A 15,744-nucleotide genomic window follows, 5' to 3' on the forward strand; every position below is an offset into this window, starting at 1 on the left:
TGGAGACGCCATTGCAGCATCCCGCCATGACCGGCGCAATCTTGCGTTTGCCCGTCCTTGGCGCGATGTGGCGGCGTCAAGGGTGAATAAGAGACACCCTTGGGATCCTGGCGAGCGCGACCTGGGCGCTCCCGGAGAGAGTGGATCAGGCCCCGTGGGGCCAGAGGATCAGGCCCCAGCTCAGCACGGTCAGCAACAGCAGCAGGAAGACCGCCGCCGACCCCATGTCCTTGGCTCGCCCGGCCAATTCGTGGAACTCGGGACTGACCTTGTCCACCACCGCCTCCACCGCCGAGTTGAGCAGCTCGGCCGACAGCACCAGCACCGGCGGCAGCACCAACGCGATTTTCTCCAGCGGCCCATGGCCCAACCACAGGCCCAGGGGCACCAGCACCACCGCCAGGCAGGCCTCCAGCCGGAACGAGGCTTCGTGCCGCCAGCCCGCGCGCAGCCCCTTCATGGACCACTTGAAGGCATTCCATATCTGGCGGGGTCCGCGGAAGCCGTTGGCGGCCATGGTGTCTTCGTCCTGTTGAGATCGTTGCCTGGCCGCGCCCGCAGGCGGCAGACACAAGTCCGTCATGATGCCACAGCAGTCCCCGGGGCACCCCTTGGAACGCAGGTTTCCGCATGCCGCAGCGCAACGTGGCCTGAATGACAGATGCGTTACCCTTGCCCACTTTGTGACCCAGACCCGGGTTGCGCGAGCCGGCCGCCCCGCGGTCGTTGTATGAAACGCAGTACGGACAATCGAATGGCAATCCAGAATCCACCGGTCTCGCAGACCCGCTCGTTCAGCACGGTTTTCCTGATCGAGATGTGGGAGCGCTTCGGCTTCTACGGCATGCAGGTGCTGATGGTCACCTACATGATGAAGAAGCTCGGCTTCGTCGACACCAAGGCCAACCTGGTGTGGGGCGCCGCCTCCGCCCTGATCTACGCCACGCCGGCCATCGGCGGCTGGGTCGGCGACAAGCTGATCGGCACCCGCCGCACCATGCTTACCGGCGCCGTGGTGCTCACGCTTGGCTACGTGATGCTATGGATTCCTTCCAATAATCCCACCCTGCTGTATACCGCGCTGGGCGTGATCATCGTCGGCAACGGCTTCTTCAAGCCCAACGCCGGCAACCTCGTGCGCAAGATCTACGAGGGCGACGACACCCGCATCGATAGTGCGTTCACCATCTACTACATGGCGGTGAACGTCGGCTCGATGGTGTCCATGATCGCCACGCCGGCGATCCGCGACTGGGTCGGTAACCGCTACGGCGATGCCATGGGCTGGCATACGGCGTTTGGGGCCTGTGCGGTCGGCCTGATCCTGGGCCTCATCAACTATTCGCTGATGCGCCGGACGCTGGCCCATATCGGTTCGCCCGCTGATGAACACAGCGTGCCGGTCAAGCGCGCGCTGGCGCTGCTGGCCGCTTCGCTGGTGCTGGTGGCGATCGCCGCCTTCATCCTGCAGAGCCTGCTGGCCGCGAAGATCTGCGTCTATCTGGCCGGCGTGGTGATCCTGGGCATTTTCGTGCACCTGATCCGCAGCGCAGAAAAGAGCGAACGCGCAGGCTTGATCGCGGCGCTCGTGCTCACCGTGCAGACGATTTTCTTCTTCATCTTCTACGCGCAGATGGCGACCTCGCTGAACCTGTTCGCGCAGAAGAACGTGGATCTGTCCTGGAGCCTGTTCGGCCTCCACCTCTACACCTGGATCCCCGAGCAGTACCAGAGCCTCAACGCGATCTGGATCGTGATCCTGAGCCCGATCCTGGTGATCATCTACAACGCGCTGGGCAGTGCAGGCAAGGATCCGTCGGTCGCCACCAAGTTTGCCCTCGGATTTGCCGCGGTTGCGCTGGGTTTCTTCATGTACGGCTTCGGCGCGCTGAGCGCAGTCGACGGCCAGGTCTCCTCCTGGACCATGGTCTGGGGCTACGGCCTTTATTCGCTGGGCGAGCTGCTGGTGAGCGGCCTGGGCCTGGCGATGATCGCCCGCTATGTGCCGGCCCGCATGGGCGGCTTCATGATGGGCGCTTACTACGTGGCGGTGGGCATCTCGCAGTACCTGGGCAGCGTGGTGGCCAACATGGCGGCCATGCCGGAAAACATCAGCAGCCCGGTCGAGTCGCTGAACATCTACGTTGGCCTGTTCAACAAGCTCGGCTTCGTGGGCGTCGGCTGCACGGTAATCGCCGTGGTGATGCTGCCGCTGATGAAGCGCCTCTCGCGCAGCCATGCCGAGGCGCACACGATCCTGCCGGCCGTGCACAGCGAAGAAGTCTGACGCCCTGACGTCATCGTCAGCAGCTTGCCATCCCGACTCCGGTCGGGATGGCGACGCGCCGATTCGCCGCGTCGGGGCACGCGGCAAAAACGGCTAGTATCGCGGCATGAAACGTCCCACGACCCGCCAGCGCATCGGCCCTCGCACCCTCTTCCGCAGCCTGGCCTGGCTGCGCATCTGCGCCATCGCCGGCCAGAGCAGCGCCGTATTGGTCTGCGCGCTGTGGATGCACCTGGACATTCCGTTGCTGCCCCTGATGGTGGGTATCGGCATCCTCGCGGTGTTTGCCGTGTTCGCCGCCTGGCGCCTGGCCCAGCCGTGGCCGATCCGACAGTGGGAAACCATCCTGCACGTGGGCGTGGACACGCTCGTGCTGGGCTACCTGCTGCACTTCACCGGCGGCGCCAGCAACCCGTTCATCACCCTGCTCCTGATTCCGATCGCCCTGAGCGCAGCGGCGCTGCCGGTCAGCGCCGTGCTGGCGGTTGCCGCCCTGGTCGGCCTGGCCTACCTGGTGCTGCTGTTCTGGTACGTGCCGCTACCGGTACCGGTGGAAGCGGCGACGGCCGGCAGCTTCTCGCTGCATGTGCTGGGCATGGGCGTGAACTTCCTGATCATGGCCGTGCTGCTGGGCTTCTTCATCAACCGGCTGGCGCGCGCCGTGCGCATGCAGGAATTCGAAGTGCAGCGCGTGCGGGAACGCGCCCTGCGCGACGAGGGCATTCTCGCCATCGCCACCCAGGCCGCTGGCGCGGCGCATGAACTCAATACGCCACTGGCGACCATGCGCACCCTGCTGCCGGAGATTCGCCGCGAGCATGCCGGCGACGCGCCGCTGGCCGACGACCTCGCCCTGCTCGAAGGCCAGGTGGATCGTTGCCGCACCATCCTTCGCGAGATGGTGGCCTTCGGCAAGGCGCAGCTTTCCCAGGTGCCCGAGCAAATCACGCTCGCTAGCTTCATCCACGGCTGCCTGGAGCGGTTCCAATTGCTGCGTCCGGAAGCAGAGCTGGAACTACGCATGGACGAGGCGGATGCCCGCACCCTGCTGCGCACGCCGCGCGGCCTGCGCCATGCCCTGATCAACCTGCTCAACAACGCCGTCGACGCGTCCGCCCTGAACGGGTCCCAGGCGGTGGAACTCACTGCCCACTGCGACCAGGGTTGGCTGGAGCTGATCGTGCGCGACTATGGCCCGGGCTTCACCGCCACTGGTGAGCTGGCCGTACTGGGTCAGTCTCACAAGCAGACCGGGCTGGGCATCGGCCTGGCGCTGGCTGAGGCCACGGCCGAGCGGCTCGAAGGGGAATTGACTACAGACAACACAGGCAACGGCGCACAAATGAGCCTGCGTTTGCCCCTTGCGGTGATTGCTGCACCCTAAGTAACTGCGGCAGATGGCCACAGTGGCAGAGGGCCACATGTGCATGCGTTGTCGCATCCAGCGACAATAGGCCCACTCGGCCATCGGCCGGTGGAGAACACGATGAGTGAACAGCAACTCCTGATCATCGACGACGACGCCACGTTTGCGCGCGTCCTGGCCCGCGCGCTCAGCTCGCGCGGATTTGAAGTCATCACGGCCAGCAACGCCGACGAGGCCCGCGCCCTTACCAGGCGCCACCAGCCGCGCTATTGCGTGCTCGACCTGAAGCTCGGCGAAGAGAACGGCCTGCGCCTGATCCCGGAACTGCAGGCACTCGTGCCGGAAATCCGCGTGCTGCTGCTGACCGGCTATGCCTCCATCGCTACCGCGGTGGAAGCGATCAAGCGCGGCGCACACGACTATCTGGCCAAGCCGGTGGACGCTGATGCGGTCGTGCGCGCGCTGCTCGATGGCGACACGAGCGCAGGCGACGAGGACCTGGTGGACGCGCCGGAAGCGCCGCTGGCGCTGCGCCGACTCGAGTGGGAGCACATTCAGCGCGTGCTGACCGAATGCGACGGCAACATCTCCGAGACCGCACGTCGCCTCGGCATGCACCGCCGCACGCTGCAGCGCAAGCTCAGCAAGCACCCGGTGCGGGAACGCCCCGAGCAGGAAGATTGAGCGCGCAGGCGTGATATCCACGGGTGGCGGCGACCTGCGCCGCCACCACTCCGGCATCGCGCGCTCCTGCGCCCTGCCCGCTTCTTCAGTCGATCGAACTTGACGTCGCCGGCAGCGGTTCGGCGGTACCGTCGTTCTCGTCGCCATAAAGGGCCACGTGCGGCACGCCGTCGGCGCCGATCCAGCCGCGATACATGCCGTCGGTGTTGAACGGCATGGTGATGTGACCTTCGTCATCGACCGCGATGGCGCCGCCATTGCCGCCCATCGAGGGAATTTCCTGGTTGATCACCTCGGCGGCCGCGCGCTGCAGCGGCACGCGCATCTGCGTCACGCGCATGCAGATTTCATGCGCGGCCACGGTGCGGATGTAGTACTCGCCCCAGCCGGTGCCGGATACGGCGCAGCCATCATTGGCGTAAGTGCCGGCGCCGATGATGGGCGAATCACCGACCCGCCCCCATCGCTTGTCATTCATGCCGCCGGTGGAAGTGCCGGCCGCGAGGTGGCCTTGCGCATCGAGCGCCACGGCGCCCACGGTACCGAAGTGCTTGGCGGTCTCCACATCAGAATGTCGGGAATGCTCGGCGTCTTCCTTCAACGCCTTCTGCAACTGTTGCCAGCGTTCCTCGGTGTGGAAATAGGAGGGGTCGACCAGTTCGATGCCTACGCTCCTGGCGAATTCCTCGGCGCCATCGCCCACCAGCATCACGTGCTGTGACTTCTCCATCACCGCCCTCGCGAGCAGGATGGGGTTCTTCACGCGGTGTACACCGGCCACCGAGCCGGCGGCCAGGGTGGAGCCGTCCATGATCGCGGCGTCGAGTTCGTTCTTGCCGTCGTGCGTGAAGACCGAACCCTTGCCGGCATTGAAGTTGGCGTCGTCCTCCAGCACGGTGATCGCCGTCGTGACGGCGTCGACTGCCGTCTTGCCGGCTTTCAGCTGGGCGTAACCGTTCTGCAACGCACGAGTCAGCGCTGCACGCACCGCCTTTTCCTTGGCGGGACTCATCTCCCGCTTGATCACGCCGGCGCCACCGTGAATCACCAGCACCGGCGAGGCGGCATGGCTCATGGACGCAATCCCAAGCGCCGCAACGACGGCGACAAGACGGCAGGACTTCACAGACGGTACTCCCCAAAGCGTTCGGCTCGAGTATATCCAGCCATCCCACCATGCTCATCCGGATGTTTTGCGCCCGACCCTCCCTCGTTGGAGGGGGGCGCCCCGTGGGATTTTCGACCAGCATGCCCCGCAGTCGATTCGTCGTATCCTTGGTAGCTGGCTCTCCCTGCAAGAAGGCATCTCAATGGACAAGGTTTATGCAAGCGCGAAGCAAGCCCTCGACGGGCTGCTGTTCGACGACATGACCATCGCCGCCGGCGGATTCGGCCTGTGCGGCATTCCCGAGAACCTCATCGCGGCGCTGCTGGCCGCGGGCACCAAGGGGCTCACCATTGTCGGCAACAATGCCGGCGTGGATGACTTCGGCATGGGCCCGCTGCTCAAGACCCGCCAGGTCAAGCGCGTGTACGCCTCCTACGTGGGCGAGAACAAGGAGTTCGAACGCCAGGTGCTGGCCGGCGAACTCGAGCTGCACCTGGTGCCGCAAGGCACCCTGGCTGAAAAGCTGCGCGCCGGCGGCGCCGGCATCCCCGGCTTCTATACCCGCACCGCGTTCGGCACCAAGCTCGCTGAAGGCAAGGAAACCAAGGTCTTCAACGGCAAGGAATTCGTGCTTGAAGAAGCCATCCATGCCGACGTGTCGATCGTGAAGGCGTGGAAGGGCGATCGCCTGGGCAACCTGGTGTTCCGCAAGACCGCGCGCAACTTCAATCCGATGATCGCGACCTGCGGCAAGGTCTGCGTGGCCGAAGTGGAAGAGCTGGTGGAAGTGGGCGAGCTGCCGCCGGATGGCATCCACGTGCCGGGTATCTACGTCGACCGCATCATCCAGGGTCCGTCGTACGAGAAGCGCATCGAGTTCCGCACCATCGCCGGCGCCAACACCGGCAAGGAAAGCCCGATCCGCACCGCGATGGCGCAGCGCGCCGCGAAGGAATTGCAGGACGGCTTCTACGTCAACCTCGGCATCGGCATTCCGACGCTGGTCGCCAACTACATCCCGCCGGGCATGGACGTCACCCTGCAGTCGGAAAACGGCCTGCTCGGCATCGGCCCGTTCCCCGATGACGCGCACGTTGATCCGGACCTGATCAACGCCGGCAAGCAGACCATCACCACCCTGCCCGGCTCTAGCTTCTTCTCCAGCTCCGACTCGTTCGCGATGATCCGCGGCGGCCACATCGACCTGTCCATCCTGGGCGGTCTGGAAGTGTCCTGCACCGGCGACCTCGCCAACTGGATGGTGCCCGGCAAGATGGTGAAGGGCCCGGGCGGCGCGATGGACCTGGTCAGTGGCGTGAAGCGCGTGGTGGTGCTGATGGAGCACACCGCGAAGGACGGCTCGCCCAAGATCAAGGATCAGTGCGACCTGCCCATCACCGGCAAGGAATGCGTGGACCTGATCATCACCGACCTGTGCGTGTTCTCGGTCGAGAAGGGCAAGGGGCTGACGCTGATCGAGCTGCAGGACGGCGTGACGCTCGACGATGTAAAGGCGAAGACGGGCTGTGCGTTTGCGGTGAGTGCGTCGCTGAAGCATTGATCGCGGCCCTGCGCGAAAGAGCGGGTGGCGAAGCTCGTCGCCCAAGCTTCCTCGCGCTCCAAGCGTTGTCGTCCCAGCGAAAGCTGGACAAGCGCGAAGCGCGTAGAACGCCCGTAGGGCGGCCCCGAAGGGGCGAGCGCAGCGAGTCATCCAGTGTCGCTGGGTTTCGGCAAGACAGGTGTGCCCATGCTCCACGTTCGATGACGAAGCATCGCGTTGCCGCTGGCCACGTCAGCGGTAAGCGTATGCCCGGCGAAAGTCGCTGGGTCCCAGCTTTCGCTGGGACGACGAGCAGGGAGTCGTGCGCGAAGTGACATCTCCCCTCAGGGGAGAAGAAATAGCGGCCCGCTTACACCGGCAGCGAAGTCGATTCCGGAAAGCGGATGCGCGCGATGTGTCGGCGGCCTTCGCGCGTCTGCAGCTCCAGCGGCCAGTGGAAGCGTTCGCTGATGCGCTGGGCGATGGCCAGTTCGAATCCGTGGCGGTTGGCCGATGAGCGCGCCAACGGTTCGCCCCGGTGAGTTACCGTCACCACGCCGGGCATCACCGTGACCACCACCGTGCCACCTTCGGCCTGCTGGCAGGCGTTGCGGATCAACTGCCAGCACAGCACCGAGAACACGCGCGGCGAGCCGTGCAACGCAAAGCGCGCCGGCTCCTCCAGCTCCAGCGTGATGGGGCGACCTTCCAGCATTTCCAGCACGTCGGGCAGTTCGTGCCGGATCACGTCGTTGACCACGAAGTCTTCTTCGGTCAGTCCGTTGTCCGATTCACGCGCCAGGATCAGCAGCGCCTCCACCAGCGCTTCCATCTCGCGCGTGGAACGCTTGATCCGCTGCACCGAGCGCTGGCCGAACTCGCCCAGCGAGGGGTCGTCCGCCAGCATGTCGGCTGACATCTTGATCACGGTGAGCGGGCTGCGCAGTTCGTGGCTGGCGTCGCGGGTGAAGTTGCGTTCGCGCTGGTTGTAGCCCGCGATGCGGTTGGCGAAGCCATAGAGGCTGCTGGCCAGGGTGGCCACGTCCGCATCGGTGCGGCGCGGCAGTTGGTCCGGACTCCATCCCTCCAGGTCGAGCGACTGCTCGTCCCAGTCGCCCACCACGCGCGCCAGCCGGCTCACCGGCGCCCACTGGCGCCGCACCGCCAGCCAGGCGAGCGCGCTGATGATGACAATCAGCGCCAGCACGGCGCTGACCGGCGCGACGTCATACACGCCCATCAGGCACACGATCACGATGGCCAGCAGCTGCAGGCCAAAGATGATCGCCAAGCGTCGATGAAACAGTCCGCGGCGAATCGCTTCCGCGGACTGCAAGCTGCCCCTGCTGGCCATATTCAGTTCAAGCCGACGCGGTTATGCCGGTTGCGAGGCCGAAGCCACCTCCGATTCGAGATCGGCGAGGCGATAACCGGCGGAGTGGATGGTGTGCAGCAAGGGACGCTCGAACGGCTTGTCGATGACCCGGCGCAGGTTGTACAGGTGCGAACGCAAGGTGTCCGAATCGGGCAATGTGTCGCCCCAGATCTCGCGTTCGATGTCGCGGCGGCTGACCACGCGGGGCGATTCGCGCATAAGGATGGCCAGCAGCTTGAGGCCGATCGGGGAGACGGTGAGCTCCTGGCCGCCACGCACCAGGCGCAACGTCGCCGTATCGAGCGTCATGTCGCCCACCGTGAGTATCTCGGTGGAAACCTGGCGACGATCGCGGCGGATCAGCGCTCGCAGGCGGGCTTCCAGCTCGCGCACTTCGAACGGCTTGACCAGGTAGTCGTCGGCGCCGGCTTCCAGACCCACCAGCTTGTCTTCCAGCGTGTCGCGGGCGGTCAGCATCAGCACCGGCGTGGACTTCTTGGCGTCGCGACGGAGCTTGCGGCACACGTCCAGGCCATCCATGCCCGGCAACATCAGGTCGAGCACCACCACGTCATAGCTGTTTGAAACGGCAAGGTGCAGTCCACTGACACCGTCGGCGGCGTAGTCGACCGAATAGCCCCGACGCTCGAGAAACTCTCCCACCATTTCCGCGATCTGGCGGTTGTCCTCAACCAATAGGATCAGTCCTGATTGTTCGTCGCGTGAGCTCATTGCCTACCTCCAGAAGCTGACTTCACAAAGGTGAACAGCTAACGACCGGCATCGTGAGGAGCGCGTGAAATCCAGATGACCGGTTCACATTGGGTTGTGACCACATTCACGTTAGCGCAACAGCGGCTGCAATGCCTTCCAGACGTTGTCCAGCACCATGGGTTGGGCTGTCGCTACCGGGTGAAGGCCGTCCTCCTGCATTAGCTCCTGCCGCTGCGCCACGCCATCGAGGAAGAAGGGAACCAGCGCCACGCCCTTGTCCCTGGCCAGGCCGGCGTAGACCTCGCGCAGGCCGTCGCGGTACTGGGGCCCGTAGTTCACTGGCAGCTCGATGCCCAGCAGCAGCACTCGGGCCTTGGCCTGCTGGCCGGCGGCGATCATGGCGGCGAGGTTGTCCCGCAGCTGGGCCAGCGGCAGGCCGCGCAGGCCGTCATTGGCGCCCAGCTCGATCACCAGCACGGCGGGATGGTATTGCTCCAGCAGCGCGGGCAGGCGGTTACGCCCGCTGAGCGAGGTCTCACCGCTGATGCTGGCATTGACCACCGTCCAGCCTGGCTCCATCTTGGTCAGACGGTCGCCCAGCAAATGCACCCAGCCGGACTCGACCGGGATGTTGTGCGCGGCCGAAAGCGAGTCGCCCAGCACCAGCACGGTTTTCGGCGGGGCTGCGCGGGCGGCGCCGGCGATGGCGCCCAAGAGCACGACCAGGCAACAAAGGAATCGACGCATGAGTGGCAATGCCTCCGCTATATCCGACGGTGTGCTCCTGGAGGCGACCGATGTTAGCAAGACGGTGCAGGGTCCCGAGGGGCGCCTGGACATCCTGACCGGCGTATCGCTGCAGGTGCGCCAGGGAGAAAGTTTCGCCATCGTCGGCGCCTCGGGTTCCGGCAAGACCACCCTGCTCGGCCTGCTGGCCGGGCTCGACGTGCCCAGCAACGGCCGCATCACGCTGGACGGACACGCGCTGCACAGCATGGACGAGGAGGCGCGCGCGGACCTGCGCCGGAGGCTGGTCGGCTTCGTATTCCAGTCGTTCCACCTGCTGCCGGCGCTTACCGCCGAAGAGAACGTGATGCTGCCACTGGAACTGGAAGGACGCGACGATGCCCGTGCGCGGGCTCGTGAGGCGCTCGAAGCGGTCGAGCTGTCGGCGCGGCGACGCCACTACCCGGCCCAGCTCTCCGGCGGCGAGCAACAGCGCGTGGCGATCGCCCGCGCGTTCGTGCACGGCCCGCGCCTGCTGTTCGCCGATGAACCCACTGGCAACCTGGACCAGCGCACGGGCAGCCACGTCAGCGACCTGATGTTCGCCCTGAACCACGACCACGGCACCACGCTGGTGCTGGTCACGCACGACCCCAGGCTGGCCGCCCGCTGTGCGCGCCAGGTGGAGCTCGACAACGGCCGCGTGATCGCGCCGTCGCGCTCGCCGGCGGCGGTGTCGCCATGAGGGCATCCGGGGCACGCCCGTGAAGCTGCTTCGACTGTCCCTGCGCAGCCTGCGCCGCGAGTGGCATCTGCCGGAGCTGCGCACGCTCGGCGCCTCGCTGGTGCTGGCGGTCGTCGCCCTCGGCGTGGTGGCCACGCTGGCTGCCCGCATGGAGCGTGGCGTGCTGGCCAGCGCCGCCGAGCTGATGGGGGGCGACCTCGGTATCAGCGCGCCGCAAGCGCTGCCGCAGGAGTACGCGGCGCAGGCGGCGCAACGCGGCTTGCAGGTCTCTCGTGGCGCCAGCTTTCCCAGCGTGGCGTTCGCCCGGCAACAAAGCCAGTTGCTCGATGTGCTGGCGACCGATGCCGCCTATCCGCTGCGCGGCACGCTGGAACTGCGTGATGCGAGCGGCGCCAGCGTGGTCGGCCATGGTCCGCCGGCAGGCGCCGTCTTCCTCGACCATCGCGCGCTGGTTGCGCTCAACCTGAAGCTGGGCGACACGGTTCAGCTGGGCGGCCGCGACCTGCGCGTGGGCGGAGAAATCGTGCGCCAGCCCGATGGCGGCGAGCTGGTGGCCATGGCGCCACGCGCGCTGATGAACATCGGGGACGCCGAAGCAGCTGGACTGCTTGGTGTCGGCAGCCGGGCGCACCATCGGGTGCTGGTGGCCGGCCCGCCCGCCCTGGTGCAGGACTGGCGCGACTGGGTGCAAGCGCAAACCCTGCCCCAGGGCGCCCAACTGATCACGCTGGAGCAGACCCAGGAGCGCATGCGCAGCGCCTTCGACCGCGCCAGCGCCTTCCTGCGCCTGACCGCCCTCCTCTCGGCCCTGTTGGCCGGCGTGGCCATTGCGCTGGCCGCGCAGCGTTATGCGCGCCGCAAGACCGACGAGGTCGCCCTGCTGCGTGCGCTCGGCACACCCCGGCGCCAGGTGCTGGGCCTGCTGGTGGGCACCCTGGGCCTGCTGGCGCTGCCGGCGGTGACCGGAGGCGCCCTGATCGCGCTCGGGTTAGCTGAGCTGACCTGGCACTTCGCCAGCCAGCTGTTCGCCGCCGTGCCGACCAGCATGCCCGCAGGACCCGTCATCGCCGCCGCCGTCATCGGCCTGGCGGTGCTTGCCGGCTTTGCGCTGCCGCCGCTGGCGCGGCTGGCCGAGGTGCCGCCCGTGGCGGTGTTCCGCCAGAGCGCTGCGCGCCGCGTGCGCCGCTTCGACGCGCTGTATCTGGCGCCGGCGCTGGTCGCCCTGCTGCTGATCTGGAGCCAGAGCGGCTCAGCGAAGCTGGCGGGCGTGCTGGCCGCCAGCCTGGCCGGCGTGGCGCTGGTAGCAGCCCTGCTGTCGGCTTTGTTGCTGTGGGTGGCCCGACGGGTTGCTCCCGGCGCACACCCGGCCCTGCGGCTGGGCCTGGCTGCACTGGCGCGCCGACGCGGCATGAGCCTGCTGCAGGCCACTGCCCTGAGCCTTGGCCTGGTGGCCTTGCTGCTGCTCGCCATCGTGGCGCCAGCGCTGCTGGAAGGCTGGCGGCGCGAATTGCCCGCCGACACGCCCAACTGGTTCGTGCTCAACCTGCAGGATGACCAGCGCGAAGGTTTCGAGCGTGCACTCGCCGGCATCGGTGGTGACAAACTCAACATGCTGCCGCTGGCGGTGGGCAAGCTCACCGCCATCAACGGCCGCCCGATCGACCAGAGCCGGTTCAAGGACGAACGCGCCAAGGAATGGGCTGACCGCCAGCTGCGCCTGTCGTGGGCCGACGAACTGCCACCGAGCAACCAGGTGATCGCCGGCCGCTGGGCTGGCGCGAGTCCGCCGCAGGCCGAGGTGTCGATCGACACCATGTGGCGCGACATGTTCGCCCTGAAGGTAGGTGACACCATGAGCTTCGACGTCGGCGACCGGCGCATCGATGCGCGCGTCGGCAGCATCCGACGGGTGGACTGGACTTCGTTTCGCGTCAACTTCTTCCTGCTGTTCGATCCGGCCCATGCCAGCGGCCTGCCGCACACCTGGATCGCCAGCTTCTACCTGCCGCGCGGCCATGCGGAAGCACTGGCCGCGCTATCGCGCGAGTACAGCAACCTCAGTCTGGTCGACGTCGACGCCATGCTCGATCGCGTGCACGAGATCGTGGATCAGGTCAGCGGCGCGGTGCGCTGGGTGCTGGGTTTCAGCCTGCTCGCCGGCGCACTGGTGCTGGCCGCCGCGCTGGCTGCCAGCGCGCACGAACGCCGTCACGAAGCCGCCCTGTTGCGCACCCTCGGCGCCCGCCGCAGCCAGCTGCGCGCCGCGGCGGCCTGCGAATTCGCCCTGCTCGGCCTGGTGGCCGGCCTCACCGCCGCGTTCGGCGCAGCCGGCACCGGGATATGGCTGGGCCACACCATCTTCCGCATCGAACATTTCGTGCCGCCGCTCGGATCCCTGTTGCTGGCCGCACTGGCCGCCGCGGTGGTGGTCATGCTGCTGGGACTGGCCGGCACGCGCCGCGTGAGCCGCACCGCGCCGATGCGCCTGCTACGGGAAAACTGACGCTTGATGGCGCCCTCCTGGATCAAACGACTCGCCAACGAGCGCCTGCTCATCGGCTTTGGCCTGCTGGCCGCCGTCCTTGCCGTGACTGACCCGCATCCCTGGGTCGATCACCAGCGCTGGCTGCAGGTACCCACCCTGGCTGGCCTGCTGGGCCTGATGATCTGCATCCAGGGCATTCGCGACAGCGGCCTGGTGCAGCACGCCGCGGCGGCCATGGTGGAGCGTGCGCATTCGCTGCGTGGCATGGGCTTGTTGCTGGTCAGCGCCACCGCCGTGCTGTCGATGGTGCTGACCAACGATGTGAGCCTGTTCCTGCTGGTGCCGCTGACCCTGGCGATCAGCCGCATCTCCAACCTCCCGCTGATGCGCATGGTGATCCTCCAGGCGCTGGCGGTGAACGCGGGCTCCACGCTGAGCCCCATCGGCAATCCGCAGAACCTGCTGCTATGGCAATACACGCACTTGCCCTTCCTCGAGTTCGTGCGCGCCATGCTGCCTGCGTTCGCCACCATGTTCGCGCTGGTGGCCATGCTGACGCTTGCGTGGATGCCGCGCGGACGCGTCGTGCTGCATGCCGCAGACATCGACGGCCACCCGATCTCGTGGACGCAAGCCGTGCTGTCGCTGGCGGCGATGGCCAGCATGGTGCTGATGATGGAGCACGGCCACGCACTGCTCGGCGCCAGCCTGCTGCTCGTGCCTTTCCTGCTGCTTGAGCGCAGCACGCTGGCGCGCGTGGACTGGCTGCTGCTGGCGACGTTCGCCGCGATCTTTCTCGGGCTGGGCCACTTCGCGGAACTGGGCATGGTGCAGCGCGCGCTGGATGGCCTCGCGCTGGAGCGGCCGCTGGTTCTTTACGCCAGCGGCATCGTTACGTCCCAGCTGATCAGCAACGTGCCGGCCACCGTGCTGCTGCTGCGCCACGCGCCCGACGCGATGGGCCTGGCGGTGGCGGTGAATGTCGGCGGCTTCGGCGTGGCGATCGGTTCGCTGGCCAACCTGATCGCGCTGCGGCTGGCTGGCCAGCCGCACGGCCTGCGCCAACTGCACCGGGTATCGATACCGTTCCTGCTGGTATGCGCGCCACTGGTTTACCTCGCGTGGCGCTGGCTTGGCTGAAGCTGATCGCTAGTCGTCGCCGCGATCGCGCGGCACGCTGACCTTGCCCTGCACGCCCGAGTGGCTGATGTCACCGCTGCCCTTGGCGCCGACGGTGAAGTCGCCACGCACATTGCGCACGCGCAGATCACCGGAGCCCAGCGTATCCACGCGCACGCTGCCGCCCACCGACGAAATCGACACGTCGCCCGAACCGATGCTGCCCACGTGGGCATCCTTGGCGACGCCTTCCACCTTGATGTCGCCCGATCCCATCGAGCCGATGCTGAGGCTGCCCACATCGCGTGCGTCCAGGTCGCCCGACCCCATGCTCAGGGTGAACGGTCCGCTGATCTTGCTGACGTGCACGTCGCCCGAACCGATCTGCGCCTGCAACGTGTTCAGCCCGGTCACCCAGGCGTCGCCGGAACCGACGTTGAGCTCTACCGGCACTTCCGGCGGCAACTGCAGGTTGATCTGCAGGCTCGACTCGTAATAGCGGTGTCCCATGAATCCGATGGTCAGCTGGTTGTGCTCGCCGGTTTCGACGATCAGTCGGTCGCCTTCTCGGCGCTGCGTCACCACCAGGGCGTCGAGCGCCTTCTGGTCGGAAGCACAAGCGTGCCCGGTCAGTGTGCCGACCTTGGCCCCCGGGCTGCCACTGAGGTGCAGCTCGTGGCTGTGCATGTCCACCTGCACGACGCGCACCCCCGCGAGGTCCAGGGTGAGGTTGCGCGGCGCCTCGAACTTGCAGTCGCTGGCGTAGGCGCCCAACGGGACGAACAAAAGGGTGGCAAGCACAAGACGGCGCATGGGGTACTCCTCGCTTTGATTGACACCGGCTGTGATGTTTCACACGGCCAAAAGGTTGAAAGCCCACGTTGGCGACACCCGCCGCGGTCAACCGCGCAAGGCAATCCACGTTTTTGCCAACACGACCATCGTGGAGACGCATCACCATGCAACGCAAGACCCTGCTCGCCACCACGCTCGGCCTGCTGTTCGCCGGCTCGGCCACCTTCGCGCTCGCACAGAGCGCCACGCCTGCGCCGTCGGCGCCTGCACCGAAGGCCTCCCCGGCCAGCAAGGTGCCGCCCCGCGCGGATCTGGACGACGACATGGGCTTCTTTGATGGTCCGATGGGCCGCATGGGTCCCGGCTCCCGCGGCGGCCCCGGGTTTGGACGTCCGGGCTTCGGTGGCCCCGGCTTTGGTGGCCCGCGCTCGCCGGTGATCTCCGACCTGAAGGAACTCGAGCACCTGTACATCACCAGTGGCCGCGCCAAGGAACTGCCGGCGCTCTACAACGAGGTGCTGTCCAAGACGCAGGATCCGCAGGTGCGCACCTACGTCTATCACCACCTGGCCCATGCGCAGGCTGCGCCGGCCAACACCGACCAGGCGATCGCCACGCTGCGCAAGAGCCTGGACGAAAACCTCGCCAATGAAGCCAAGCGCCGCGCCGACATGGACAAGATGCGCAAGGAGTGGGAGCAGCGCCGCGCCCCGGCGGGCAAGCCCGCGCCGGCGCCGCAGCCATAACAATAAAAACCTGAAGGGCGCCGCCACAACCGGCGGCGCTCAGCCTGAGGCACG

The 15,744-nt window shown here is 66.8% G+C and carries 14 protein-coding genes; 8 read left to right on the plus strand and 6 right to left on the minus strand.

The features are described 5' to 3' along the window. Positions 1-145: 145 nt before the first annotated feature. Positions 146-517 carry a diacylglycerol kinase gene (locus tag DVT68_RS05135; RefSeq protein ID WP_114823920.1) on the minus strand — a complete coding sequence of 124 codons (372 nt, stop codon included), beginning with the start codon at positions 515-517 and terminating at the stop codon, positions 146-148. A 237-nt stretch (positions 518-754) separates the two neighbouring features. Between DVT68_RS05135 and DVT68_RS05140 the strand changes: the two genes are divergently transcribed. The 3 genes from DVT68_RS05140 (at position 755) to DVT68_RS05150 (ending at position 4,337) form a co-directional block, all read left to right on the plus strand. Continuing rightward, positions 755-2,287: a peptide MFS transporter gene (locus tag DVT68_RS05140; RefSeq protein ID WP_114823921.1), complete on the plus strand. Its 1,533-nt coding sequence runs from the start codon at positions 755-757 to the stop codon at positions 2,285-2,287. 106 nt (positions 2,288-2,393) lie between these two features. After that, the gene (locus DVT68_RS05145; RefSeq protein WP_114823922.1) at positions 2,394-3,671 is read left to right on the plus strand and encodes an ATP-binding protein; all 1,278 of its coding nucleotides are present in this window, start codon (positions 2,394-2,396) and stop codon (positions 3,669-3,671) included. A gap of 102 nt (positions 3,672-3,773) precedes the next feature. Beyond that, positions 3,774-4,337, plus strand: coding sequence for a response regulator transcription factor (locus DVT68_RS05150; protein WP_114823923.1), 564 nt, complete (start codon positions 3,774-3,776; stop codon positions 4,335-4,337). A gap of 85 nt (positions 4,338-4,422) precedes the next feature. Here the strand turns inward: DVT68_RS05150 and DVT68_RS05155 are convergent, their stop codons facing one another. Beyond that, entirely contained in the window at positions 4,423-5,412 is a 990-nt protein-coding gene (locus DVT68_RS05155; protein WP_114823924.1) for an isoaspartyl peptidase/L-asparaginase family protein, read from the minus strand. A 235-nt stretch (positions 5,413-5,647) separates the two neighbouring features. On the opposite strand from DVT68_RS05155, the gene DVT68_RS20825 reads away from it, so the two are divergent. Further along, positions 5,648-7,006 carry a 3-oxoacid CoA-transferase gene (locus tag DVT68_RS20825; protein WP_114823925.1) on the plus strand — a complete coding sequence of 453 codons (1,359 nt, stop codon included), beginning with the start codon at positions 5,648-5,650 and terminating at the stop codon, positions 7,004-7,006. 349 nt (positions 7,007-7,355) lie between these two features. On the opposite strand, the gene DVT68_RS05165 is transcribed toward DVT68_RS20825, so the two are convergent. The 3 genes from DVT68_RS05165 to DVT68_RS05175 all read right to left on the minus strand — a co-directional run bounded on the left by DVT68_RS05165 (position 7,356) and on the right by DVT68_RS05175 (position 9,821). Next, positions 7,356-8,339, minus strand: a complete 984-nt coding sequence (locus DVT68_RS05165) for a sensor histidine kinase (RefSeq protein WP_114823926.1) — start codon at positions 8,337-8,339, stop codon at positions 7,356-7,358. Positions 8,340-8,360: 21 nt separating this feature from the next. Then, positions 8,361-9,092, minus strand: coding sequence for a response regulator transcription factor (locus DVT68_RS05170; RefSeq protein ID WP_114823927.1), 732 nt, complete (start codon positions 9,090-9,092; stop codon positions 8,361-8,363). A 111-nt stretch (positions 9,093-9,203) separates the two neighbouring features. Next, positions 9,204-9,821, minus strand: coding sequence for an arylesterase (locus tag DVT68_RS05175; RefSeq protein WP_114823928.1), 618 nt, complete (start codon positions 9,819-9,821; stop codon positions 9,204-9,206). On the opposite strand from DVT68_RS05175, the gene DVT68_RS05180 reads away from it, so the two are divergent. From DVT68_RS05180 to DVT68_RS05190, 3 genes are read left to right on the plus strand one after another with little or no spacing between them, the layout of a single operon-like run. Continuing rightward, complete coding sequence (locus DVT68_RS05180; RefSeq protein ID WP_114823929.1) at positions 9,820-10,545, plus strand: ABC transporter ATP-binding protein; 726 nt, start codon at positions 9,820-9,822, stop codon at positions 10,543-10,545. The two genes, DVT68_RS05175 and DVT68_RS05180, sit on opposite strands and share 2 nt — an antisense overlap. A gap of 19 nt (positions 10,546-10,564) precedes the next feature. Beyond that, positions 10,565-13,048: an ABC transporter permease gene (locus tag DVT68_RS05185; protein ID WP_114823930.1), complete on the plus strand. Its 2,484-nt coding sequence runs from the start codon at positions 10,565-10,567 to the stop codon at positions 13,046-13,048. Between the two features lie 6 nt (positions 13,049-13,054). Continuing rightward, the gene (locus DVT68_RS05190) at positions 13,055-14,170 is read left to right on the plus strand and encodes an SLC13 family permease (protein WP_114823931.1); all 1,116 of its coding nucleotides are present in this window, start codon (positions 13,055-13,057) and stop codon (positions 14,168-14,170) included. Positions 14,171-14,179: 9 nt separating this feature from the next. Here DVT68_RS05190 and DVT68_RS05195 read toward each other — a convergent pair whose 3' ends face one another. Beyond that, positions 14,180-14,962 carry a DUF4097 family beta strand repeat-containing protein gene (locus DVT68_RS05195; protein WP_114823932.1) on the minus strand — a complete coding sequence of 261 codons (783 nt, stop codon included), beginning with the start codon at positions 14,960-14,962 and terminating at the stop codon, positions 14,180-14,182. A 146-nt stretch (positions 14,963-15,108) separates the two neighbouring features. On the opposite strand from DVT68_RS05195, the gene DVT68_RS05200 reads away from it, so the two are divergent. Beyond that, positions 15,109-15,690 carry a hypothetical protein gene (locus tag DVT68_RS05200; RefSeq protein ID WP_114823933.1) on the plus strand — a complete coding sequence of 194 codons (582 nt, stop codon included), beginning with the start codon at positions 15,109-15,111 and terminating at the stop codon, positions 15,688-15,690. Positions 15,691-15,744: the final 54 nt, after the last annotated feature.

It is taken from the genome of Dyella solisilvae, from assembly GCF_003351225.1.
Taxonomy (GTDB): domain Bacteria; phylum Pseudomonadota; class Gammaproteobacteria; order Xanthomonadales; family Rhodanobacteraceae; genus Dyella; species Dyella solisilvae.